General features: G+C 59.0%; 23 protein-coding genes. 15 read left to right on the plus strand and 8 right to left on the minus strand.

Features of this window, described 5'->3' with window-relative positions; all coding sequences use genetic code 11:
- Positions 1-73 precede the first annotated feature (73 nt).
- The 4 genes from JJQ76_RS02050 (at position 74) to JJQ76_RS02065 (ending at position 3,534) form a co-directional block, all read left to right on the plus strand.
- Positions 74-1,537: a hypothetical protein gene (locus JJQ76_RS02050; protein WP_210394957.1), complete on the plus strand. Its 1,464-nt coding sequence runs from the start codon at positions 74-76 to the stop codon at positions 1,535-1,537.
- Between the two features lie 77 nt (positions 1,538-1,614).
- Positions 1,615-2,382 (plus strand): NAD kinase, encoded by a 768-nt coding sequence (locus tag JJQ76_RS02055; protein ID WP_210394958.1) that lies wholly within the window; start codon positions 1,615-1,617, stop codon positions 2,380-2,382.
- A 52-nt stretch (positions 2,383-2,434) separates the two neighbouring features.
- Positions 2,435-2,884, plus strand: a complete 450-nt coding sequence (locus JJQ76_RS02060; protein WP_210394959.1) for a paraquat-inducible protein A — start codon at positions 2,435-2,437, stop codon at positions 2,882-2,884.
- Positions 2,881-3,534 (plus strand): hypothetical protein, encoded by a 654-nt coding sequence (locus JJQ76_RS02065; RefSeq protein ID WP_210394960.1) that lies wholly within the window; start codon positions 2,881-2,883, stop codon positions 3,532-3,534. The genes JJQ76_RS02060 and JJQ76_RS02065 overlap by 4 nt, the downstream gene beginning before the upstream one ends.
- Here the strand turns inward: JJQ76_RS02065 and JJQ76_RS02070 are convergent.
- Positions 3,520-4,752 (minus strand): Bcr/CflA family multidrug efflux MFS transporter, encoded by a 1,233-nt coding sequence (locus JJQ76_RS02070; RefSeq protein WP_210394961.1) that lies wholly within the window; start codon positions 4,750-4,752, stop codon positions 3,520-3,522. The genes JJQ76_RS02065 and JJQ76_RS02070 overlap by 15 nt on opposite strands.
- 149 nt (positions 4,753-4,901) lie before the next feature.
- Here JJQ76_RS02070 and JJQ76_RS02075 point away from each other — a divergent pair, with 149 nt between their 5' ends.
- From JJQ76_RS02075 to JJQ76_RS02085, 3 genes are all read left to right on the plus strand, one after another.
- A complete protein-coding gene (locus JJQ76_RS02075) occupies positions 4,902-6,287 on the plus strand; it encodes an SLC5/6 family protein (RefSeq protein WP_210394962.1) in 1,386 nt (461 codons plus the stop codon).
- Positions 6,284-7,129 carry a metallophosphoesterase family protein gene (locus tag JJQ76_RS02080; protein WP_343232464.1) on the plus strand — a complete coding sequence of 282 codons (846 nt, stop codon included), beginning with the start codon at positions 6,284-6,286 and terminating at the stop codon, positions 7,127-7,129. Before JJQ76_RS02075 ends, JJQ76_RS02080 begins: the two co-directional genes overlap by 4 nt.
- A gap of 88 nt (positions 7,130-7,217) precedes the next feature.
- Positions 7,218-8,207 (plus strand): glycosyl transferase family protein, encoded by a 990-nt coding sequence (locus tag JJQ76_RS02085; RefSeq protein ID WP_210394963.1) that lies wholly within the window; start codon positions 7,218-7,220, stop codon positions 8,205-8,207.
- Here the strand turns inward: JJQ76_RS02085 and JJQ76_RS02090 are convergent.
- A complete protein-coding gene (locus JJQ76_RS02090) occupies positions 8,201-8,911 on the minus strand; it encodes a substrate-binding periplasmic protein (protein WP_210394964.1) in 711 nt (236 codons plus the stop codon). The genes JJQ76_RS02085 and JJQ76_RS02090 overlap by 7 nt on opposite strands.
- A 186-nt stretch (positions 8,912-9,097) precedes the next feature.
- On the opposite strand from JJQ76_RS02090, the gene smrA reads away from it, so the two are divergent.
- The 4 genes from smrA (at position 9,098) to JJQ76_RS02110 (ending at position 11,712) form a co-directional block, all read left to right on the plus strand.
- On the plus strand, positions 9,098-9,670 hold the full coding sequence (gene smrA / locus JJQ76_RS02095) for a DNA endonuclease SmrA (RefSeq protein WP_210394965.1): 573 nt from the start codon (positions 9,098-9,100) through the stop codon (positions 9,668-9,670).
- Positions 9,670-9,942 (plus strand): hypothetical protein, encoded by a 273-nt coding sequence (locus JJQ76_RS02100; protein WP_210394966.1) that lies wholly within the window; start codon positions 9,670-9,672, stop codon positions 9,940-9,942. The genes smrA and JJQ76_RS02100 overlap by 1 nt, the downstream gene beginning before the upstream one ends.
- Before the next feature lie 127 nt (positions 9,943-10,069).
- The gene (locus JJQ76_RS02105) at positions 10,070-11,002 is read left to right on the plus strand and encodes a nucleoside recognition domain-containing protein (protein WP_210394967.1); all 933 of its coding nucleotides are present in this window, start codon (positions 10,070-10,072) and stop codon (positions 11,000-11,002) included.
- Positions 11,003-11,007: 5 nt separating this feature from the next.
- Entirely contained in the window at positions 11,008-11,712 is a 705-nt protein-coding gene (locus tag JJQ76_RS02110) for a TIGR01621 family pseudouridine synthase (RefSeq protein ID WP_246480023.1), read from the plus strand.
- Here JJQ76_RS02110 and JJQ76_RS02115 read toward each other — a convergent pair.
- From JJQ76_RS02115 to JJQ76_RS02140, 6 genes are all read right to left on the minus strand, one after another.
- On the minus strand, positions 11,687-11,935 hold the full coding sequence (locus JJQ76_RS02115) for a hypothetical protein (RefSeq protein ID WP_210394968.1): 249 nt from the start codon (positions 11,933-11,935) through the stop codon (positions 11,687-11,689). The two genes, JJQ76_RS02110 and JJQ76_RS02115, sit on opposite strands and share 26 nt — an antisense overlap.
- Before the next feature lie 57 nt (positions 11,936-11,992).
- Positions 11,993-13,396 (minus strand): TIGR03013 family XrtA/PEP-CTERM system glycosyltransferase, encoded by a 1,404-nt coding sequence (locus tag JJQ76_RS02120; protein ID WP_210394969.1) that lies wholly within the window; start codon positions 13,394-13,396, stop codon positions 11,993-11,995.
- 159 nt (positions 13,397-13,555) lie between these two features.
- Complete coding sequence (locus tag JJQ76_RS02125) at positions 13,556-14,782, minus strand: pyridoxal-dependent decarboxylase, exosortase A system-associated (RefSeq protein ID WP_210394970.1); 1,227 nt, start codon at positions 14,780-14,782, stop codon at positions 13,556-13,558.
- 23 nt (positions 14,783-14,805) lie between these two features.
- Positions 14,806-16,383 carry an acyl-CoA ligase (AMP-forming), exosortase A system-associated gene (locus JJQ76_RS02130; RefSeq protein WP_210394971.1) on the minus strand — a complete coding sequence of 526 codons (1,578 nt, stop codon included), beginning with the start codon at positions 16,381-16,383 and terminating at the stop codon, positions 14,806-14,808.
- A gap of 17 nt (positions 16,384-16,400) precedes the next feature.
- A complete protein-coding gene (xrtA, locus tag JJQ76_RS02135; protein ID WP_210394972.1) occupies positions 16,401-17,900 on the minus strand; it encodes an exosortase A in 1,500 nt (499 codons plus the stop codon).
- A 9-nt stretch (positions 17,901-17,909) separates the two neighbouring features.
- Positions 17,910-18,932 (minus strand): FemAB family XrtA/PEP-CTERM system-associated protein, encoded by a 1,023-nt coding sequence (locus JJQ76_RS02140; RefSeq protein ID WP_210394973.1) that lies wholly within the window; start codon positions 18,930-18,932, stop codon positions 17,910-17,912.
- Between the two features lie 214 nt (positions 18,933-19,146).
- Between JJQ76_RS02140 and JJQ76_RS02145 the strand changes: the two genes are divergently transcribed.
- Genes JJQ76_RS02145 through JJQ76_RS02160 form a run of 4 tightly spaced genes read left to right on the plus strand, consistent with a single transcriptional unit; the run spans position 19,147 to position 22,779 of the window.
- A complete protein-coding gene (locus tag JJQ76_RS02145) occupies positions 19,147-20,877 on the plus strand; it encodes an asparagine synthetase B family protein (RefSeq protein WP_210394974.1) in 1,731 nt (576 codons plus the stop codon).
- A gap of 15 nt (positions 20,878-20,892) precedes the next feature.
- Positions 20,893-21,141: an acyl carrier protein gene (locus tag JJQ76_RS02150; protein WP_210394975.1), complete on the plus strand. Its 249-nt coding sequence runs from the start codon at positions 20,893-20,895 to the stop codon at positions 21,139-21,141.
- Complete coding sequence (locus tag JJQ76_RS02155; protein WP_210394976.1) at positions 21,141-21,953, plus strand: serine aminopeptidase domain-containing protein; 813 nt, start codon at positions 21,141-21,143, stop codon at positions 21,951-21,953. Before JJQ76_RS02150 ends, JJQ76_RS02155 begins: the two co-directional genes overlap by 1 nt.
- Positions 21,946-22,779 carry a hydrolase 1, exosortase A system-associated gene (locus JJQ76_RS02160; RefSeq protein WP_210394977.1) on the plus strand — a complete coding sequence of 278 codons (834 nt, stop codon included), beginning with the start codon at positions 21,946-21,948 and terminating at the stop codon, positions 22,777-22,779. Before JJQ76_RS02155 ends, JJQ76_RS02160 begins: the two co-directional genes overlap by 8 nt.
- Positions 22,780-22,789: the final 10 nt, after the last annotated feature.

Below are 22,789 nucleotides of genomic sequence, written 5' to 3' on the forward strand. Positions count from 1 at the left end.
GTCCCGGTTAACATCCTTATCTGACTACACTTTCATTGCATTAACGTGACAGTCTATCGCTAGGTTCTTATGGATGAATAGTTTAGACCTCCGCCTGGATTATGTGCCGACCATGGCATTGCTGCTCCTGCTGGCCGGTTGCAGTTCGTCACCTTCGCCGAGGTGGATAGTGGGTGAGGGTCAGGAGCAGCGGTGCCAGACTTTGTTGACAGAGATGGAGCGCCGCGTTGACCGGGCCGGGGTGCGAGATCCTTTTGGCCACTATTTATACCGTTATCCATATCTGCGCAGCAGTCGCTGGTTGCACCACTGGGGCAGCGAGGTGATCAGTAGTGAGCAGGGGCGAACGCAGTGGCTGCAGGCGATGCGTGTCATGGCCGACCAGGCCCGGGGCATAGAACTCGACAACCTGCCGCCGGAGCTGCGCTTTCAGCCTGCCGAGCGTCAGCAGCTGGAGGACTGCGTCGACAGTCTGGCGTTACCGGCGCTGGCGACAACGCAACATCAGGCTGCGATGCTGGAGCAGGCAGCGATCGATGATAGTTACAGCTCCTTGTCGCGCACTCTGGGGCTTTTTGCGCTCACCAGACAGGTGGTACTGCATCAGATCAGCATCTGGCAGGCTGAGTGGGGAGCGCGGTTTAATGACCCGTCGCTGCTGAAGGGCGGGTCGCGGGTTTATCCGCCGGCCTCATCGACCTTGCCGGCAGTTGGTGGCTATCAATCAGCGGTGCAGCATCTGCCGGGCGCGCCCGCGTTGACGGATCAACAGTGGCAGGATCTGGTCGCCAGACACGCGCCGGTGTGGCAGCTGTTTTACCACAGTGGTGATGACCGGTTGGGGCGTCCCTACTGGCAGGGCGGGCAGGTCAGGGTCGAGACCAGTGACCCGGTCAGCTACGTACTGCCTTCGTTGACCCGTTTTGAGGGGGAAAACTTGCTGCAGCTGAACTACTGGATCTGGCTACCAGCACGGACGCCGGTACGTGTCGGCGACATCTATGCGGGCCGATTGGATGGCCTGATCTGGCGCGTCACTTTGAATAGTGATGGCAAGGTTTTGTTATATGACAGTATTCATGCTTGTGGTTGTTATCATCTGATGTTTCCCGTTGATCCCGAACTGCGCCAGCGGCCGCAGGATAGTCAAACTGAAGTGCCGCTGATCCTGCCGTTCAGGGCTCCGGAGCGAGCACTGGGGAGGCCCCTGCTGCAGCTGCTTCCCGGCTCTCACTACCTGATGGGGGTGCGTCTGTGGTCTCCGTCAGCGGGCCTCGGCTCGCCCTATCGATTCGACCACTATCATCGTCTGCGGAGGCTTCCCTCATCCACTGGGCGGCGCAATCTCTTTTCTGCCAACGGGCTGGTGGAGGGAACCGAACGGCCGGAACGCTGGCTGCTGTGGCCCATGGGCGTGGCCTCAGCCGGTGCTATGCGTAGCTGGGGCCATCACGCCATCAGTTTTGCCAACCGGCGCCATTTTGACGATCCAACCCTGTTGGAGGCGCTGTTTACCCGCAAGGGCGCGCCCGAGTAACTTGGAGCTACGCGCGGAGTTGGTTAAAGTAGCCAACCATAAACCGCAGTTCCGCGGTGATCACCATGAGACAGCCGATGCCTGAAATGAAAATCGCGTTCGTCGCCGGTCGCTCCCCCAAGGCTCAGGGCGCGCTGGAGATTCTCAGTCACATCTACCCGCATGTTTCTCCGGAAGAAGCAGACGTGCTGGTGGCCCTCGGAGGTGACGGTTTCATGCTCCGGGCCTTGCACCGCTATCTCAAATTGAAAAAGCCGGTTTACGGCATGAATCGTGGCTCTGTCGGTTTTCTCATGAACGAATTCCGGCCGGACAACCTGCTTGAACGTATTCGCAACGCCGCTTCGATCAATCTCCATCCGTTGAGACTGGAGGCCTTCTGCGTCAACGGCGAACGCCATCACGCGCTGGCGTTTAACGAGGTTTCGCTGTTCCGCGAAACCGGGCAGGCCGCTCATGTTCGGGTCAGTATCGACAGCGTGGTGCGGTTGGAGGAGATGGTCTGCGACGGAGTACTGGTAGCGACCACGGCCGGCAGCACCGCGTATAACATGTCGGCCTACGGCCCCATTCTGCCATTGGGTACCGGTGTGTTGGCGTTGACCGCCATCAGCGCCTATCGCCCTCGCCGCTGGCGCGGCGCTATCCTGCCTCATCAGGCATCGGTGGAGATCGAAGTTCTCAATCCGCAGAAACGCCCGGTTGGCGCCACTGCCGACTCTACCGAAATCCGTAACGTGCTGCGCGTTAAAGTGCATGAGGATCGCAGCCTTTGGAGCACGCTGCTCTACGATCCTGAACACAACCTTGAAGAGCGCATTCTGCGTGAGCAGTTTGCCCACTGAACCGCAGACGGGTGACCCTTTGCTGCAACTATCCCGAGGCCAAAGGCGGCTGATGCTGGCACTGGTATGGCTGGCGCTGGGGTTGCTGCTGGCCGGTATCAGCCTGCCATTGATGACAGTGGAGCAGCTGTGGCTGTTCGAAAACCGTTTTTCACTCTGGTCCGGCTTGATCCAGATGATCGGCGAAGGCCGCTGGCTGTTGGCGCTGCTGGTGGGGTGCTTCAGTGTTGCGCTGCCGCTGCTTAAACTGTCGATGCTGCTCCGGGCGCTTGGCGGCAGCGGCTCGCGGGTGCGGCGTTGGTTGGAGTGGATGCATCATTACGGCAAGTGGTCGATGCTCGATGTGTTTGTTGTGGCTGTGTTGCTGGTATCGGTGAAGCTGGGCGCTTTGGCCAAGGTGCATATCCACCTGGGGCTCTATGCCTTTGCCGCTTCGGTGCTGCTGACCATGATGGTCACCGGATGGCTGATGCGGCAGAGCAGTGGAGCGCCGCACACTTGAAACGGCTGCTGCGGTGGTTCTTCTGGCTGCCCCTGGTACTGATGGTGCCCCCGCTGCTGTTGGTGTCGGCGGGATTTTATGGTTACCAGCGCCTGACGGCTGAGTCGGCGCTGGCCGAACTTCAGTTCAGCCCGGCAGGGCCACGACGATATCTGGCGGCGGTGACCTGGGCAGATGGCTGTAGAACGGATGAGTACCTGCTGTTGGGGGATCAGTGGCGGGTCGATGCTCGTTTTATCAAATGGAAGTACTGGGTATCGTTGCTGGGGCTTGATCCGGTTTACCGTTTGGAACGGCTGGAAGGGCGCTACGCTTCGGTCAGCGACCAGAACAGCCAACCGTTGCTGGCCCATGATCTCGGTGAACGCGCGGCCGTGGATCTGCTGGCATCGCTGTCCGACTGGAGCTCGTTCAACCCCCTGCTGGACGCCAGTTACGGCAGCTCGGCCTATGTCGACATCGATCCGCAGCGGCGTTATCGCCTCTACCGCACCCAGACCGGTTTGTTGATTCGTAGCCAGTCAGCGGAGATGGTGGCTACCGGGCAGGGCGGGCTCACCATCACCATCGCCCACCCCTGCGGAGACCTCAACGAGGGTTGGCAGGCATTGGCCACCGGTTTCAACCGCTGGTGGTTAGGCGTTCGCTGATGGAGCGCGCGCCAGGATAGCGTAACACCCGGCAGCGGCCAGTGCGCAGCCACCCATGACCGTCACCATCGGCATCGCGGTGCCATCGTCCAATAGGGCGACCAGCATGGCGGCCAGCGCACCACAAAAGAAGCGCGCACTGCCCATCAGTGCAGAGGCCGCGCCGGCATGATGCTCAAAGGGCGCGACTACGGCAGCGCTGGTGTTGGGGGCCAGCAAACCGATGGCACCGATAAAGAGCGCGCAGCAGAGCACCGTCAGAGTCAATGTCAGCAGCCCGGATAGCGCAGCCAACATCAGCACCAGCCCGCAGCCGCTCTGGATCGCCAAACCGGCGACGATCATCGGATGCAGGCCGGTTTTCATGACGTAGCGGCTGTTGAACCCATTAGCAGCCATCAACAACAATACGTTGCAGCCGAACAGTACTCCGTAGAGCTGCTCAGACACCTGGAACAGCCCGATATACACGAAGGGTGAACCGGTTATAAATGCGAACATGGCCGCGAAAGCCAGCGCTGAGCAGAGCAGGTGGCCCATCGCCTGGCGATGCCTGAGCACCGACAGGTAGCCGGCAAACAGTTGTCTCCAGGGTTGTTGGCGCCGTCGGGCAGGCGGCAGGGTTTCCGGCAGATAGCAGGCCACCCACAGGGTGAGAGTCAGCCCCTGCAGGGTCAGCAGCAGAAAGATGGCGCGCCAGCCGGAGACCTGCAGCAACAGACTGCCGATGCTGGGGGCCAGCAGCGGTGCCAGGGTCATGGTCATGATAACCAGTGAAAATACCCGCGCAGCGGCCGGGCCCTGATAGCGATCGCGCACCACGGCGTTGATCACCACCGCCGAGGCACCGCCGCCAAGGGCTTGCAGCAGGCGAGTCAGTAGCAGCTGTTCTGCACTGTTCACCAGGGTGCAGGCGGCGCTGGCCGCCGTAAACAGCAGCAATCCAAACAACAATACGGGGCGCCGGCCAATGCGGTCAGACAGGGGGCCATAGACCAGTTGGCAGAGGGCGAAGCCGAACAGAAACACCGCGACACTCTGTTGCAACCGGGCGCTACTGGCAGCAAGGTCGCTGGCGATAAGCGGCAGCGCCGGCAGATACATGTCGATCGACAACGGCGCCACTGCAGCGATGGCACCAAGCAGCAGCATCAACGGCAGTGCGGGTGAAGGGGGCGTAGACAACAGCGGCAAATTCTCGAGTGGGTGGACAGCCATCCTAAAGGCTGCTTGAGGCCAGGTACAGTTAGCGGCGGTGACTGCGGAATTAACTGAGGATCATGGGCGTAACAATCGGTTCGCAGTTGCGTCAGAGAGCACAGGGTGTTGCTGAGCACTTCTGTATCGGATTAAAAGGAGCACTATCCATGGCTTACGCGTTACCACTGCTGGTTGTCGCGGTTTCAATTATCTCTATCGCCCTCAGTGTTCGCGGCAACGCCGAGGCAGGCTTTTTTCGTGGCCAGTCGCCTGAAGGCAGGGCCCCGGGACTGATCACCCTGACGCTATCTCAGGTCACCACCTGGGTGTTTGCGCGTTCACTGCTGAATGCCGCCATTCTGGGTTACTACTACGGTATTTGGGGGACGTTGGCGTACGCTGGGTACTATCTGTCGTTTCTGACCGGTGGTCGAATCATCGATCATCTGCGCTTTGAGCAGGGGTTTGACAGTGTGCAGGCCTTTCTGCGCGCCCGCTTCGGAGCCTGGGGTACCGGCTGTTACAACCTGGTTATCGGCTTGCGGTTGGTCAGTGAAGTGTTCGCCAATCTGCTGGTGATCGGTATTCTGTTTGGCACCGCGGGTTCTGGTGCCTATACCCTGGCCATCGTTGCCTTCGCCGGTGTGACTCTGTTCTATTCAATGTTGGGTGGGTTGCATGCGTCGTTGCGCACTGACCTGTTCCAGATGGCGCTGTTTTCGGTGGTGCTGGTGCTGCTGCTGGTGCTGACCCTGAGCAGTGGCCATTTCTCGTTACAGGATCTGGCATTCAAACCCTTTGTCATCAGTGACCCGGGACCGGTGCTGCTGGCGGTAGCGCTGTTGCAGGTGTGGAGCTACCCAATGCATGATCCGGTAATGATGGACCGGGGCTTCCTCGCTGACCGGGACACCACTCGACGCAGTTTTCTGCATGCGGCCTGGTTGAGCAGCGGGTCGATTATCGGGTTTGGCGTTCTCGGCGTGCTGGCCGGTGCACATGCTCTGGCGGGTGAGTCCATGAACGCCGCGTTGATGCGACTGTTGGGTGATGGTCCGATGTTGGTGTTCAACGCTGCGCTGGTGATCTCCGCGATGTCGACGCTGGATAGTACGCTGTCCAGCTCCGCCAAACTGGTAGCCGTGGATATGGGTTGGGTCAAAGGCTCGTTGCGGAACGGTCGCGCGGTGATGGCGGTGTTTATGTTATTGGGGCTGGGTCTGGTCTTTCTTGACAACAAGGACCTGTTCAGCGCTGTAGCGGTCAGTGGTACCGCCTCCATGTACCTGGCACCAGTCATCTTTTTCTCGCTTTGGGGTGGAGTACGCCACATTCCGCTCTGGAGTTATCTGACTGCCTTTGCATTGGCGATGGCCGCAGCGGTTCTCTACTTCCTGGAGTCTTCCGGCCACACCTCGCTGCTGGGTGAGCTGCACAAGTACACCAAACTACTCTATCTGTCGGGGGCGGTGATGACGGGCGGTTGCTTGGCTTTCTGGCTGGGTGCCCGTCTTAACCGGCCGTTGCCGGTCAACCCCGAGCTGGCGTTGTGAGTTTGCCGCAGGCAAGAGGGCTGGGGGTGATCGACGGTCCGCTGCTGTTTTTCGGCGGTCCCTACAGCAACCTGCAGGCGACCCTGGCGATCAAGGCGGTCGCGGAGCGGTTGGCGATTCCACCACAACAGGTGATCTGTACCGGCGATGTAGTCGCCTATTGCGCCGATCCAGAGGCGACCGTGGCGCTGATCCGGGAGTGGGGGATCGAGGTAGTGATGGGTAACTGCGAACAGTCACTGGCCAGCGATGCTGACGATTGCGGTTGCGGCTTTGAGCAGGGCAGCACCTGCGACCTGCTGTCAGGGCAGTGGTACCCCTTTGCCCGGCGTCGGCTGAGCGCAGATGCCCGCGCTTGGATGGCAGGGCTCCCCGCCGCCTTAACTCTGGAGTTTGCCGGTCGCTCGCTGCGGGTGGTTCATGGCGGCGTCGAGCAGATCAATCGCTTTCTGTTTCAATCAACGGCGATTGATGTGCTGGCGGCTGAATGGGATCGCAGCGGAGCGGATTGGGTCGTCTCCGGTCATGCCGGTATACCCTTCGGACGTGCGATAGCGACCGGCGGCTGGCTCAATGCGGGGGTGATCGGTATGCCGGCCAACGACGGCAGCTCAGATGGTTGGTATATGCTGTTGCAACACGGTGCGACGGGGCCACAAGCAAGTTGGCACCGGATGCGCTACGACGCCACCGCTGCCGCCGAGCGAATGGCGGCCTGCTCGTTGGCGCCGGCCTACGCCTCTGCGCTGGTCAGCGGTTGTTGGCCTAGTCAGGATGTGTTGCCGGCAGAGGAAGCGGCCCTGTGCGGGAAACCGCTGTCGGTGCCGGTTATGTCGCTCTGATGGGGGCTGTCGTGATCTGTGGCTCGGTAGGCAACCTGCGAGCTACGGCGTATGATCGGGAGCTTGGATAACCAGTTTGAGACTCCGGATGAATACCCAAGAACACCCCTTTGCGCCTTTTGTCCGTGTGCTGGGCAAGGGCAAGAAAGGTTCCCGCTCCCTGACCCAGCCGGAAGCGCGGGAGGCTATGGGCATGATCCTCGATGATCAGGTGCGCCCGGAGCAACTGGGCGCTTTTCTGATGCTGTTGCGGGTCAAGGAGGAGAGCCCTGACGAGCTGGCCGGGTTTGTGCAGGCTGTACGCGAGAGGATGGGACGGCCGCTGGATTTGCGAGCCGATGTTGACTGGTCCACTTACGCGGGTAAAAAAAACCACCTGCCGTGGTTTCTGCTCAGTGCGCTGACGCTGTCCGCTAGTGGTCGGCGCGTGGTGATGCATGGTGCTCCCGGTCATACCGCCGGGCGCATCTACGTTGAAGACCTTCTCGGGTTGTTCGGACTACACGCGGTTAGTGACTGGGCTCAGACTGGAACAGAACTGGATCAGCGCCGGTTTGCCTATGTACCCCTGCGAGTCCTGAGTCCCAAGCTGGATGAGTTGATTCAGCTGCGCCCCATCCTGGGGCTGCGCTCCCCGGTTCATACCCTCTGCCGGGTGTTGAATCCGCTGGATGCCGAGTACCGTATTGATGGAGTTTTTCATCCCGCTTACGGGCCGATGCACCAGCGTACGGCGATGTTGTTGCATCATCCCTGCGCGGTGACGGTACGCGGTGATGGCGGCGAAGCCGAGATCAAACCGGACAGCGATTGCAGCTTGCAGTGGGTTGCCGGGGGGGAGTATCGCGAATCCACCTGGCCACGGTTATTGTCCAGGCGGTTGACCAAAGATGAGCGGTTGGAGCCAGAGCAGTTGCTGGCTGTATGGCGAGGAGAGGCTGAGCACCCCTACGGCGAGGCAGCGGTGCAGGAAACTCTGGCGGTGATGATGGTGTTGATGGGCGAAGCTCGTGCTGTTGACCTTGCCCGCGTTCGCGCTCGGGAGCTATGGCAGGGGCGTGATCGAAGCGCTTACTGAGGTTGCTCGAGCAAGCGAGCCAGAATGCGATCGAGCTCGGCGACGACCTCGTCGCCGCGGTTGACCCGATTGGACAGCACCAGATAGATCGGCCAGTAGGCCAGTACTTCACCGTCGAGGTGGTAGTAGCCCTTGCTGTTGAGGTAAGTTTGGGTCGGCCCCTGATAGTTCAGCAGGTAGTCCCCTTGACGTTGACTAAGCAGTTCGACCGCATCCTCGTGGGTATCGGCAAATACCAGAACCACGCCTGACTCCGGGCGGAGCAGGGTATCGATATGGCCGTTGTAGCCGTAGCCCCGGCGCACGATAACGCGGGAGCCTTTTGGAATCAGTTCCAGCGACTGCACCGCCAGTGTGTCGGGTTGATGGAACAGCTTGAGTACCAGTTGGCCGACTGCCGTTTCACCATAGAAGGCGCGCCCCTCCAACATGGGGTGGCGGATGATCATAGCGGCGTCGTTGCTGCCGTTGGTCAGGTTGGCGAGCATTCGGTTGGCGGGGTAAAACTCCGATGACCATTGGCAATCCAGCTCATCAAGTGCTTTACCCAGCAGCTCTACCAGTTCGCCTCTGGCCTTCCCATCCGGCCCGGGGTAGTAAAACGGTGGAAAATCATGCAAGCCGACGCGCATGTCGGGCAGCGGGCAGGCCGCAACGGGGAGGGCAAACAGGGCCCAAAGGGTGGCAGTGGCGAATATACGCATCGGGGTATAAAACCTCGCTTCTTTGGATCAACAGAGTTTGCTTGCATTCAAACGCCTGTTTTGTGATGAGTCTAACAAATGGTCTAAGGGAATGTCCTATGATTTGTCACTTGTTGTGACCGGTGTCATAGGATTGTGGTTAGGGTAGGCTAGATCACAACTGACGAGGGCGGCAGGATCATACAGATGACATCTGACCAACAGCTGTTTCAACAGGCGATGGCCGGCGTTCAGCCGATCCGGCGCTCCGCGCGGGAGGCCGTCGATAAGCCGGTAGCCAAACCGACCTTGGCGCAGCTGGCGCGGCGTAAGGCGGCGTTGCATGGCGCGGGTGAGCTTTGTCTTGAACTTTCCGACTATTACCCTGCACATGATCCGCTGGATTGGGCGCGTGACGGCGTGCAGCAGGGCGTGTTGAAGAAGTTACGCCTTGGCCAATACAGCATCGATGCACGGCTGGAGATTGTTGGCCTGCATGAAGCCGCGGCGCTGGACGAGTTGCTCCGGTTTGTTGAGGAGAGTCGTCGGCTGGAGGTTCGAACCGCGCTGATCAATCATGGGCGTGGCCCGAGTGATCGTTCGGCCGGCAATCGTTTGCGCAGTTTTCTGGCGCTATGGTTGCCACAGTTGAAAGGGGTGCAGGCGTTTCACTCTGCCCAGCCTCAACATGGGGGGCTGGCAGCGACCTATCTACTACTCGCCAAGAGTGAGCGGGCGCGTGAAAGTAACCGTGAGCGGCAGCAGCGGAGGCGCGGCTGATGTTGGCTGCGGTGGGGCTGGCCGCCGCGTTGTCGTTGCCATTATCTTGCAAGCTGCAAGATAGCGACGACCGTTTTATTCTTTACCCCGAGCAACTTGTTGCACAGACAGCAACCCATGCGGTGTATTCGTTGATGGGAGGGCTGACGCTGGCCGTGGTGCAACGGCAAACCTTGCGATTTAACCGGATAACCAGCCTTAATCTCCAGCCCCGTCCGGACAGGATGCAGCTGTTCAGCGGTCAATGCCAGCCTTTGAAGCCGGCGGGCTAATGATGCAGCGGATTGATCGCCCGTCCATCCGGTCAGTCACGCTCTGCTGCCAACGTCGCTTCTGATAAACTGGCGATCATTTTACTGTTCCCGTGTTAATCACTCCTCTGTACAGGGCCGTACCCTTATGGGCGAATTTGCCGAACTGATCATAGCCGCAGGCCGCTCGGCCATTGAACTCTCGCTGTTTGTGCTGCTGCCGGTAATGATCGTGATGTTGACGCTGATGCGGTTGCTGGAGAGCTGGGGCGTCCTCAATCTGTTGGTGCGGGGAGTGTCACCGGTACTGCGGCCGTTCGGCATACCGGGGCTGGGCGTGTTCGCGATGTTGCAGATATTGCTGGTCAGCTTTGCGGCTCCTGTGGCTACCTTGGCGATGATGGACAGAAGCGGCGTTTCCAGCCGCCACATAGCGGCTACTCTGGCGATGGTGCTGGTGCTGGCACAGGCCAACGTGGTGTTCCCGATGGCTGCGGTGGGCCTGAACGCCGCGGTGTGCCTGGTTGTGTCGCTGGCGGCCGGGATCCTGGCGGCGGCCCTGTGTTACCACGTTTTTGGGCGCCAGCTACCCAATGCGGAGCCTGCCCGCAGTGGTGAGCTGGAAGAGGAACAGGCACCGACTGGTCTGCTGGGGGTAATCTCCCGTGCGGGCAAAGACGCACTCGATATCGCCCTTGGCGCCTTGCCGATGCTGGTGCTGGCGCTGGTGGTTGTCTACTTGCTGCGGGAGTTGGCGCTGGTGGAGCTGCTGGAGGTGATGCTTGAGCCGCTGTTTGCCGCTTTGGCACTACCGGGTACCGCGGTAACACCGATATTAACTAAGTTTATCGCCGGTGGTACCGCGATGATGGGGGTTACGGTTGATGCGATTCAGACCGGCGCCCTGAGCACCGTGGAACTTAACCGGCTGGCAGGATTGTTGATTCATCCGCTGGATCTTGCCGGCGTGGCGGTGCTGATCTCCTCCGGACGACGGGTCGCGAGTGTGCTCAGGCCGGCGCTGTTGGCCGCACTGGTGGCGTTGCTGCTGCGCGCCGCGTTTCATCTGCTGCTGTTTTGACTATCATGCTGACAAGTGAGCCGTTCCGGCTTATCGAAATGACGCCCGGCTGGCTGGTGGTGGACAAGTCCGCTGGAGTTGGATTCCATCGCGAGGGCGCGACTCCCGGACTTCTCGAATACGTAGCCGCCGCAACGGGTGACACGCAACTATACCCGGTGCATCGAATTGACCGGATGACCTCCGGCCTGTTGTTGATTGCCCGCAACCCCGTCGCTGCCGCACATTTAAGTCGCCTGTTCGCTGAACGCCGAGTCGACAAGTTTTATCTGGCCCTCGGTGCGCGCAAGCCGCGTAAGAAGCAGGGCCGAATCGTCGGCGATATGACCAAGGGGCGAGGGGGAAGTTGGCGGCTTTTGCGGAGTCGCGAGAACCCCAGTATCACCGATTTTGAATCTCAGTCGGTTGGTCCGGGTGAACGGTTGTACCTGCTGGCACCCCGAACCGGGCGAACTCATCAGCTGCGGGTCGCGATGAAAAGTCTTGGCGCTGCGATTATCGGGGATCCGCGCTACGGCAGCGATGCCAACTCGGAGCAACGTGGTTACCTGCACGCTTACGCCCTTTGTTTTGAACTGGACGGAGAAATTTATCGTTATCTCTGCCCACCAACCCAAGGCGAACGCTTCACCACCGCAGCCATTGCCGCCCAGCTTGCCAATTGGGGGGAGCCTTGGTCGCGTTTTAAAGAGTCTCGTCGAGAATGGTAAATGACAGAAAGGTGGTAAACAGCCCCAGAGTAACCACGAACTGGGTGATAGGGAAAGCCAGCATCATCAGGCCGGAGGCAAACCATAGTCCTCGTACGACGCGCTTCTTGCGGTCGTAGCGCCGAGCATGAACGCCTGCGTGAGGGGCGGTTTCGTTATCCACCGGGCGTTTGATAATCACCAATAACGCCCAGTTAAGTAGTAGGTGTATGCCCGTTAGCACAGCGGCCTCCTCAGTTGACTCTGCGAGTAACTATAGCCTAGACCCTGCTGCGAGGATTCAGCGCGCTCCTTTGCCGAACAGCACCACCTCGGCGGTCTGAATTAAAATCACGGTATCGAGCAAAATGCTGAGATGCTTGATGTAGTACAGATCGTACTGCAGCTTCTCCAGCGCGTCGTTTTCACTGGCACCGTAGGCGTAACAGATCTGGGCCCAGCCGGTCAGGCCGGGCTTCACCTGATGCCGATCACCGTAGTAGGGGATCGTTTCGGTCAGTTCATCAACGAACTGTGGCCGCTCCGGGCGGGGGCCGACAAAGCTCATGTCGCCCTTGAGTACATTGAGTATCTGCGGCAGTTCGTCGATGCGGTACTTGCGGATAAAGGCGCCCACTGCGGTGATACGCTGGTCATTGGTCATGGCCCAGACTGCGCCGTTCTTTTCGGCATCGACGCGCATGCTGCGAAACTTGTAGATCCAGAACGGTACCCCCCCGCGTCCCACTCGCTCCTGGGAGTAGAATATCGGTGCCCGAGGGCCGCTTTCCAGCATGATGAGCAGCGCGGTAATCAGCATTACCGGCCATATGATCGCCAACAGGGTCAGGCTGATTGCCAGGTCAAACGTACGCTTGGCGATACGCAGCATCAGGTTGCTGCCATGATAACCGTCGCTATAGATCATCCAGCTCGGATTGAGCATCTTCAGCGGGACTTTGGTGCTCTCCCTCTCTACAAAAGTGGTGATATCGGTGACGCGTACACCGTTCAGCCGACAGCGGTAGAGGTGCTGCATCGGCAAGGTTCCGCGGCGCTGATCGGGAGCGATCACCAGCTCTTCGACCTGATTCCGGTACACGTAGGCTTCGAGCGCTTCGCCCTCCAGAGGCAGTTGCACGTCTGCTGCGACTCCCTCGCTGTCGCCGGTGACCGGCACGTAGCCCAGTATCTGAAAGCCCATGCGGTCGCTTTGGCGGCGCATTCGTTGCTCGATGTAGTTAGCTTTTTCGCCGCTCCCCAACACCACGATGCGGCGCTTCATCAGGTCGCTGGCGTGCAGTTTCTGGAAACCGAAACGGATCAGACAAACGATGACAAAGGACGAACCGAGTGCCAGAGCAACAGCTTTGGGCTCAATGTCGAAATAGGGTATGAAAAAGATCACCGCCGCCTGTGCCACCGAAGCGAGGGCGAAACTGAGAAAGATACGGGCGATAAGCTCGCTGGATTCACCCCGCAGGCGGGCGTGATAGAGCCCCATTGCGGCCATTGCCAGCGACACGACCAGGACGAATGCGATGCACTCGGCGCAGACCAGATGGTTGAACCAGGCTCCGCTGATATGACCGCCCGTGTAACTCATGCTGACCAGCAGGCAGGTGAGCATCCCCAAGGATTCCAGACAGGCGAGCAGCAGGTAAGAGCTGCGGACAGATGGTCTGTTGATTCGATTAGACGCCATGCTTCCCTTGTCCAATGCGCATTGAGGCGGTGTCCTGGTCACCAGCGACGGGCGTGGTGCGGTTTCCTGTTGTTGCTGAAGTGTAGCCTCCGTTTCGGCTTCTTTCCGAAGGCTGGCAGGTTGCTGGGACATAGACTCCATCCTTTGATCTAAACCCGGTTAAAGCAGAAGCTCGCACGGGTGCGGGTGGCCAAGAAAATCACGTGGACTGGCGGTGAATCCGTAGGCACCGGACTGGCGCACGACCACCAGGTCGCCCACGCAGGCTTTGGGGAGCGTCACCTTATCGGCCACAATATCCAGCGGGGTGCACAATGGCCCAACCACCGTCACCTGCGTCGGTTGTTGCGGGCTGCCGCCAACCAGCTCCACCGGGTAGTTTTTGCGGATGACTTGGCCAAAGTTGCCGGAGTTAGCCAGATGCTGATGCAGGCCGCCGTCGACCACCAGATAGGTGGTGCCGCGCGATTGTTTGATTTCACGCACACGGCACAGGTATAGCCCGGCCTCACCCACGAGATAGCGCCCCATTTCCAGCACCAGACTGGCGTCACAGCGAGCGGCTACCTGCTGCTGAAGCCTGTCCAGATTGACACCAATGGGGGCCAGTTGTAACGGTTGCTCGCCGGGGAAGTAGGGGATGCCCAAGCCGCCGCCGATGTTGATGAACTGCAGTTGTAACTGCTCGGCATCAATCAGCTCGAGTGCTAGCGCGGTCACGGCGCTGTGAGCTTCGCAGATTGCCTCTGGATTGAGGTTTTGCGAACCGGTAAACAGATGCAGACCGCAAGGCTCAACTCCGCGTTGGCGGCAATGATCGATCACCTGCGGCAACTGTTCACTGTCAATACCGAACGGCTTGGCACCACCGGTCATTTTCATGCCCGACGCCTTGAGCTCAAACGCTGGATTGACCCGCAGTGCGATCCGTGGTGCGATCCCCAGACATTCGGCGGCGTCGATCGCTGCGTCGACTTGTGCCAGAGACTCAGCCATCAGCGTGATTCCGGCGGCGACCGCCGCGGTGATGTCAGCATCACTTTTGCCGGGGCCGGCAAAGCTGATGTCGCCGGGTGCGACGCCGGTCGCCAGCGCGATCTGGAGCTCCCGCTGGGAGGCGACGTCTAAGCCATCCACCAAGGTTGCCAGATGCTGAACCACCGCAGCCATGGGGTTGGCTTTGATCGCGTAGTGAAGCTCCAGTGCGGGAGGCAGGGCGGCGCGCAGTTGTTCTACTCGCGCACTGATGGCAGCGCGATCGTATACGTAGCAGGGTGTACCGCCAGCGATAGCGCACACCTGTTCCGGGCTGTAACCGCCTATGCGCAGCTTTCCCTGTTCCCGTGCGTGCCAGTCGCTGTGGTGAATGGCTGCTGTTTTTTCCATGCTGTCGATGCTCCCGGCAGGTCTCAGTTGAAATAGCCGGCGTACCGGTCGGCCAGTTCTTTGCGGTCAAACTTGCCGTTGGGGTTGCGCGGTAGCGGTTGTGAGCTGACCTCGCAGGCCAGGGGTACCATGAAACCGGGCAACGCCTGACGGCAGGCAGCCAGAAGCTGCTTGCCGAGGTCCTCGCCATCCCCACCGTCGGCAACCAGCAGCAGAACCGCCTGCCCCAGGGTTGGGTGGCTGATACCGAGCGCCACCGCTTCGCCCACTAGGCCGCTCTGGTAGGCGACCTCTTCAATCTCGGCCGGGCTGACCCGATAGCCTGATGTTTTGATCATCTCATCCTGGCGGCCGACAAAATAGAGGAATCCGTCCTGATCTTTGCGCACGCTGTCACCGGACCAGACCGCCAGCTCCTGCTGCACCAATCCCGGCAGCGCCTTGGGAATCGGGCGAAAGCGGGCGGCGGTGCGCGCCGGGTCATTCCAGTAGCCCTGGCTGACCAGTGGCCCGCGATGAACCAGTTCGCCTACCTCGTTGGGTTCGCACTCGGAGCCATCCTCCCGTAGCACCAGAATCTCGGCATTGGGGATCGCCTTGCCGATGGAGTCGGGGCGCGTGGCTGCTTCCTCCGGATCCAGATAGGTTGAGCGAAATGCTTCAGTCAGGCCATACATCAGGTAGGGGCGCGCAGCGGGGAAAGATTGTCGCAGCCTTGCCAGCAGTGGCGCGGGCATGTGTCCGCCGGTGTTGGCGAAATAACGCAATGACTGGCCGGCGTCACCCCAGTCAAGCGCTGCTATCTGATGCCAGAGCGGAGGGACCGCCGTCAACCCGGTGATCTGTTGGTCGCGGACCAGTTTCAGCACGTCTCCTGGCAGCAGGTAGTCGTGCAGATAGCAGCACGCCCCCGAGGCCATGGCAGTGGTTACCTGGCTTAGACCGGCGTCAAAACTGAGCGGCAGCGCTGCCATAATACGGTCATCAGCGTGGTTGCCGATGTAGCTGGCAACGCTGTCGGCTCCGCAAAGCAGATTTCGGTGGGACAGCATCACCCCTTTGGGTTTGCCGGTACTACCGGAGGTGTAAAGGATGGCCGCCAGATCGTTGTCGGTGGCGATCTCGGCCGGTAAGGCCGAGTCCGCTGCCAACAGCGTGTCCCAATGGAGTACTTGAAGCCCTGCCGGGGCATCCTTCAGCGTGGTCGCATCGGTCAGCACCAGCACGCGGAGATCGGCACAGCGGCTCAGCAACGGCAGCAGCTGAGTGGCGCGGGCGGCGTTGGTGATCAATAGATGGACGTTGCAGTCCTGAGCGATATGTTCAACCTGGGCGGCTTTGAGGACCGGATTGATCGGCACGAAGATGCCGCCGGCCCTGGAGGTCGCAAACAGACTCACCACGGTTTCCGGCTGTTTAGGCAGGTAGACAGCAACGCGTTGGTGCCGGCAAAGACCGATTTTGGTTAGCCCGGCAGCGGCGGCGCGGACGTCAGCCGCGACCTGCGCGTAACTCAAGCGCCGCTGTTTGTGGACCAAGGCAGTCCGATCGGGTTGGCGTGAGGCGGTGTCGGTAAGCAGGTGGTGAAACAGATAGCGCATGCCGTAATGTTGTCCGTTTAACGTAAAGTAGCCAGAGCCGGCCAGGCGGCATCAATCAACTGCTGCAGCCGCTGCGATGCTTGCTGGTCATTGACTTCGTCGACCTTGGTGGATACTGCGACGACGCGGCTGAAGGGCGAGCGGCCTCCTATTCGGGCCAGTGCCTGATACAGCTTTACCAGGGTACCCCGGCGCGCCGTGCGGTCGTCAACTTGATACCAATACCACACTAAACGGCGCTCTCCTCCACTATGGCGGATGTCTAGCTGATTGACCTGCGTTGGCGGTGAGTCATTGCCAAGATCGATAACCCTGTGCTGTGCCAGAGTCCAGTCGTCATCATAAAAACGGTTGAGCTGATTGATCAGCTCCTTGTCTTGGGTCTCCTGGTGGTAATCGGCGATATAAATCGATACCGCAGCTGGCCCGCTGTAGTGGCGCAGCAGGCTAAAGTCGGGATTGGCGAACTGGGGGCTCCAGTCTCCCTCAACCTGAACCCTGGTCCATCCGGGCAACTCAAGCTCATAGGTACCACCCGCCGGTGCCGCGGCTTCCAGCGTGCGGCTGTCCAGCGCCATCGTGGTGATGAGCAACAGAATAGTGAGTAATACGGCGGGCGACGCCGGCAGGCCAGCTGCCTCCGGGGCCGGACTATTAGGCGCGGTCTGAGCGTTGGTGGAATCGGCCCAGAAACTGCCAATCCAGAACAGTGCCAGCATGACCAGTCCGAAGAACAGCCATCCATAGATCAGGTGATCAACCCCGGTGGCGTACTTCATTGAGCTTAAATGGGCGATGATGATAATCAGATAGGCGCGGATGCCGTTCGCGATAATGGGAGTGACGAACGCGGCGAAAACAAATAACAGACGTTTGCCGAGGCTCTGGTAGGTGAGATAGGCGTAGAGCGTGCCTACGGCCAGAGAAGCGATCAGATAGCGAATGCCGCTACAGGCCTCAGCCACCTCGAAGCGACCGCTGGGGATCTCGATAAACAGGCCGTTGACATACACCGGAATGCCCGTCAGTTGTAGCGCTCGAACGGAGATGTCTGCGGTGACTTGTTGCAGCCAGGGCGTTAGCTCTTCGCCAAGGGGAACGGCAAAAAACAGGTAAAAAAGCGGGAACATCACGACACAGAAAAACCGCCATCCTCCGAGTAGCAGAACCAGAGAGATCGCCATCGCCACGCTGGCCAGCTGTTCCGCCGCCTGGACGTCGGCCGCTCTGGCGATCATCCATAGTAGTAGCGCGCCACCAAGGGGCAGCAGTCCCCACCAGCAGGTGTGAACGGGGGTATTCGCCAGTCGGCCGCGTTGGCGATAGATCAGCCAGCCACTGATCAACGGAACCAGCATGCCGTGGGCATAGGTGTCAGAGCGCCACCAGATTGCGGCCATGCCAGTCAGGCTTTCCAGATTGAGCCACAGGTACAAGCCAGCAACAACGGCGAGCAACAGCAGTGAGAACGAACGGGACTCCAGTGAGGGGGCGAGTTGGCGAATGGCATGCTCCACGATGATGGTTTATCCCAAGTGCTGCGACAGGTAGGGGCCCAAGCGTTGGGATACCGCCAGGGGCAGCTTTTTCCATGCATTTATAAAATAGCGGTACTTGGGATTGTTCGGGCTCAGGTTGGGCACGCTGTCTGCCTTGACCAAATAGTACTCATAACACAGAGGTTGCGGCTCAAACCCCCAATGGCGCTTGTAGTGGTAGGGACCACTGTCGTTCTTGCTGCGGCCAAAATCGTACAGGCGGTGGCCGTTTGCAACGGCGCGACACATCTGTTCCCAATACATGAAGTCCATCGATTTGAGTCCTCGTGATTCCGGTAGACCGCCGCCGTAATAGGGCAGCACTTCGTCGCGGAAATAGAAACTCATCAATGAGCTGACTGGCGTATCCTCGTGGGTAATTGTGACAATCTCGCTGCTGTCACCAAATTCGCTATGTAGAGCGGCAAAAAACTTACGTGAAAACACCGGGGTGCCGAGGTTGCGCACGCTGGTGGAGTAAATACGGTAGAAATCGTCTAACTGCTCATCAAAGCGCGCGTGATGGCCGTTTTTTATCGCTTGTCGCACGACGGCACGCTGTTTTCGCTTCATCGCCAGCATATTGGCGTCGTCGTCGGCATCGAGTGCTCGTCGAAAGGTGGAGTGTACGCTCTTGCTGGGCCAGTCCGCCGTTTGGGGCTGCCGGTGGCGGAGCTCTAGATAACTGACCTGAAGCGACTCGGCCAGCGTGCAGGCCTCTTGCAGCAACGCCTGTTTAGCCTCTTCGTCATCAGCAACCACGCCTCCATAGACGCAAAAAGGAGTCGAGATCAACGCCGAGCCAAAAAGCAGGCTGCGGGTGTGAACCAGCGGTAGAATACCGCAGATCTGGCCACCCCGTTCCGCTATCAGCGAATGATTACGATGGGGGGTGGAGGTCTCGATGGCGCGAAGCCAACCGGATAGATGAAAAAAAGTCGCGTCAGGCGCGTGCTTCACGTACGCATCCCAGCGGGGATGGTCTTCAACTTTTAACGAAGTAACGATCATAGCCCGGAAAATCCCTTTGCCGACTGGCGGCGAGTGACCGTGAGGTTCTCTTTTGCACACGTTAGCAGAGTGGTGATCAATCTCAACCTGTGAGACAAGTTATTTTTCGCTTTTGAGTCATGCATAATAAGTCTAACTGCGCTAGCCTTGGGGCAAAACTGCACGCCGTATCGGCCCCACCATCAAGGAATGCTGTCATGAGGAATGGATATCCGTGTTGAGCGCCGCATTTGACCAGATCAATCAGCCATCATCTCCTGTATGTCTATGCCCCCCCACCGTTATGATGCCCTCGCTGGGGCAGCATGGGGTGCTACACGCGGCAGTGTGGGGGCAGATCACCGATGCAGAAGGCAAGACTGTAACTGCGGATCAGCTTTGTAAGCGCGCCGAGACCGAGGGAGACAAGCTGCTGGCGCAACTGCGCGGCCACTACGCGCTACTGTTGTGGGACGCACATAACCGTTGGAGCTGGCTCTGCGCGGATCGTTTTGCAACCCGTCGCCTCTACTACTGTGTCGTCGATGGGCGCCTGTGGGTTGCCGATAATTTGCAAACCTTGCGTCGCGCACTACCAACCCCCGTGAGTATTCGGCCTCAGGCACTGGTGGACTACCTGTTCTTCCATATGATTCCCAGCCCTGAAACCCTCTATGAGGGGGTGTTTACGTTGGCGCCGGCTGAATATCTGGTATGCACGTCCAATGGTCAGGAGCGCCGCCGCCATTGGCATCCGCGTTTAGGTCAGGTTAGCAACGCCGGCGAACGTGAGTTGGGCCAACAGTTATTCAGCACGCTTGATACTGCGGTGGGGAATCTCGGAGCTGGTGAAAACGTGGGATGTTTTCTCAGTGGCGGGTTGGATAGCTCCAGTATTGCCGGATTGTTAGCACGTCATCGGCAAAAGACACCCGCTTTCTCCATCGGCTTTCCGCTGGAGCAGTACAACGAGCTGGACTACGCGCGCTGCGCGGTCGATCGTTTTAGTCTTGATGGCCATGAATACATCATGCAGCCGCAAGACGTAGTCGATGCGTTGCCTACCATCGTGGCCAGTATGGGCCAACCCTTTGGCAACAGCTCCGTACTACCCACCTATTTCTGCGCGCGATTGGCTAAAGATCAGGGTATTGAAAAACTGGTGGCGGGCGACGGTGGTGACGAGTTGTTCGCGGGCAATGAACGTTATGCGCATCAGTTAAAACTGGAACGCTGGCGTCAGCGGCTTGGGCCCCTGGTAGGGCTGCTCGACGTGGCGTTGCTTAAAATGCCCTGGCCTGACCGACCGTCGCTGCTGGCGAAAGGTAAAAGTTTCGCCCGGCAATTGAAGATGACCATTCCTGAGAACCTGGAATACTACAACTTCTTCAATCTTATTGACCGTCAGTCGCTGTTTTCCGCCGAAATAGCAGCCCAGGCCGATCTCAAGGGGCCTGATCGTCGTTGCCAGGCGTTGTTTGACCAACTGGATGGTGGCGATGCGCTGGATCGAATGCTGTTTATGGATTGGAAGCATACGCTCGCGGACAATGACCTGGTGAAAGTGACCTCTATGTGCCAACTGGCTGGAGTCGATGTCGTTTATCCAATGCTTGATGACAGACTGGTTGATTTTTCGCTTCAGGTTCCCGCGTCGTTGAAACTGACACCCACCAATCTGCGGCATTTATATAAACAGGCGATGACCGGGTTTCTTCCTGATAAGATCATTCACAAAAGCAAACACGGTTTCGGCTTGCCTTTCGGCCTGTGGACCCAGGAGCACCCGGGGCTGCGCAGTTTGGCGTATGACGCCCTTGATACCTTGCCGCGCTTTGGTTTTTTCAACCGCGCTTTTATCGATGAGGTGAAACGGTTGCACCAACAGGAGCATGCCAAACATTATGGCGAGCTGGTGTGGGTGCTGATGGTGTTGGCTATTTGGCTTAATGAATATGCGGACTAGGAGTAAACGTAGTTAATGGATAGCGAAATCATTGTCAGGAATCTGTTGCAGGCAGCTACTGCCCGTGACGATATTGCTGAAATGCCTCTTTCCGCCCCGTTGCTGGGGCATGTGGCTGAACTTGACTCGATGGCGATTGTGACTTTTTTTACCGTGCTCGAAGAGGATTACGGCGTTGCTATTGACGATGATGAGGTCAGCGCCGAGCTGTTCGAATCGCTGCAGACCCTGACCGATTTTGTGGCCGCCAAAGTCGGGTGCTGATGGCTTATCAAGGGCGCTTCTTGGCCGCAACCAGCGGTAACCTCTATCTTGGCTGCTACGGCACGTTAAGTGGGCGTCATGCGTGGCTTTTCCTTCCCCCCTTTGCTGAGGAGATGAACCTGAGTCGAGCGGTGGTATCGCGCCAGGCGCGCGCGCTTGCAGAGCGCGGTGAGCCGGTGGTAACCCTTGACTACTTCGGAACCGGCGACAGTGAAGGAGAGTTTGAGCAAGCTGGTTTGGCGCTCTGGCAGCAAGACGTTAACGATGCACTGGCGTGGCTGCATGCCGAGGGCGTAGCATCCATCAGTTTATGGGGAGTGCGGTTCGGCGGGCTGCTGGCGTTAAGTATGTTGGCGCGTGCGCCATCGCCGGTCGCGCGGCTGCTGTTATGGAAGCCGGTACTGGATGGCAAGTTGATGATGAATCAGTTTGTTCGCCTCAAGCAGATCAATGAATCCCTGCGCGGTGGCGAGAAAGTCAACTGGCTGCAGCGCATCCAAGCGGGCGAAACCCATGAAATTGCCGGCTACCCGCTAACCAGCGATTTCTTGAATGAGTTACAAAGCCTGCGATTGGAGCAGGCAATGATGATCAATGTGCCTGATACTCTGTGGCTTGAAACCGGCCCCGCACTGCCTCCGGTTGCTGCTAACCACGCTACGCTATGGCCGGATGCACGCTTGTCGCAGTTGGCGGTGAAGGATACGCCATTCTGGCAGAATCCTGATAGTTATGACGCTCCGGCATTGATTGAAGCAACACTGGCGCATACCTGGACCCAACCCAGCAACAACGAAGCCGCTCATGTTTAATGAATCAGCACTGACTTTTGAGTGCGACCAGCGCCGCCTGGCCGCCATTCTTCATGCGGGCGATTCCGAGGCGTCGGTCGGTGTGGTGGTGGTAGTCGGAGGGCCGCAGTATCGAGTCGGCAGCCATCGCCAGTTTGTTCATCTCGCGCGTCATCTGGCTGATAAGGGTATCCCCACGCTGCGTTTCGATGTCACCGGCATGGGTGATAGCGCGGGAGAAAAGAGACCCTTTGATCAACTGGATGCGGACCTTCGTGCCGCCGTGGACGCGTTGCTTCAACAACAGCCCCAACTACAAGGGGTGGTGTTGTGGGGGCTTTGCGATGGCGCTTCTGCCGCCTTGCTTTACGCGCCCCGGGATCGCCGGATAAAAGGTCTGGTGTTGGTCAATCCCTGGTTGGAAGACGCGCAGGCCCAAGCGCAGGCTCGGCTATGGGATTATTACCTCAAACGCCTTTTATCAGTCGACTTCTGGCGCAAGTTTCTGCGTGGAAAGGTGGCAGTGGGAGGAGCGCTGGGTGAGCTTGGGCATACCGTTGCCCAGTCTCAGCAGCACACCAAGGCGGAACAGTGCGTGAGTTACCAGCAGCGGATGCTGAGCGCTTTTTCTGCGATTCAGATACCGGTGCAATTGCTGCTGTGTGGCGAAGACCTTACGGCGAGAGAGTTCGAATACCAATTCAATCACCGGGCAGACTGGCGACGCCCACGAAAAGATAAGCAGATCAATGTTGTATCGTTACCCGATGCGGACCATACCTGCTCGACGCGTCAGTGGAAGCAGCAGCTGGCTGAGCACACGCTCGGGTTTGTTAGCGCGCTATAACCACCCCGAA

It is taken from the genome of Motiliproteus sediminis, from assembly GCF_017912535.1.
In the GTDB taxonomy this organism is placed as follows: domain Bacteria; phylum Pseudomonadota; class Gammaproteobacteria; order Pseudomonadales; family Balneatricaceae; genus Motiliproteus; species Motiliproteus sediminis.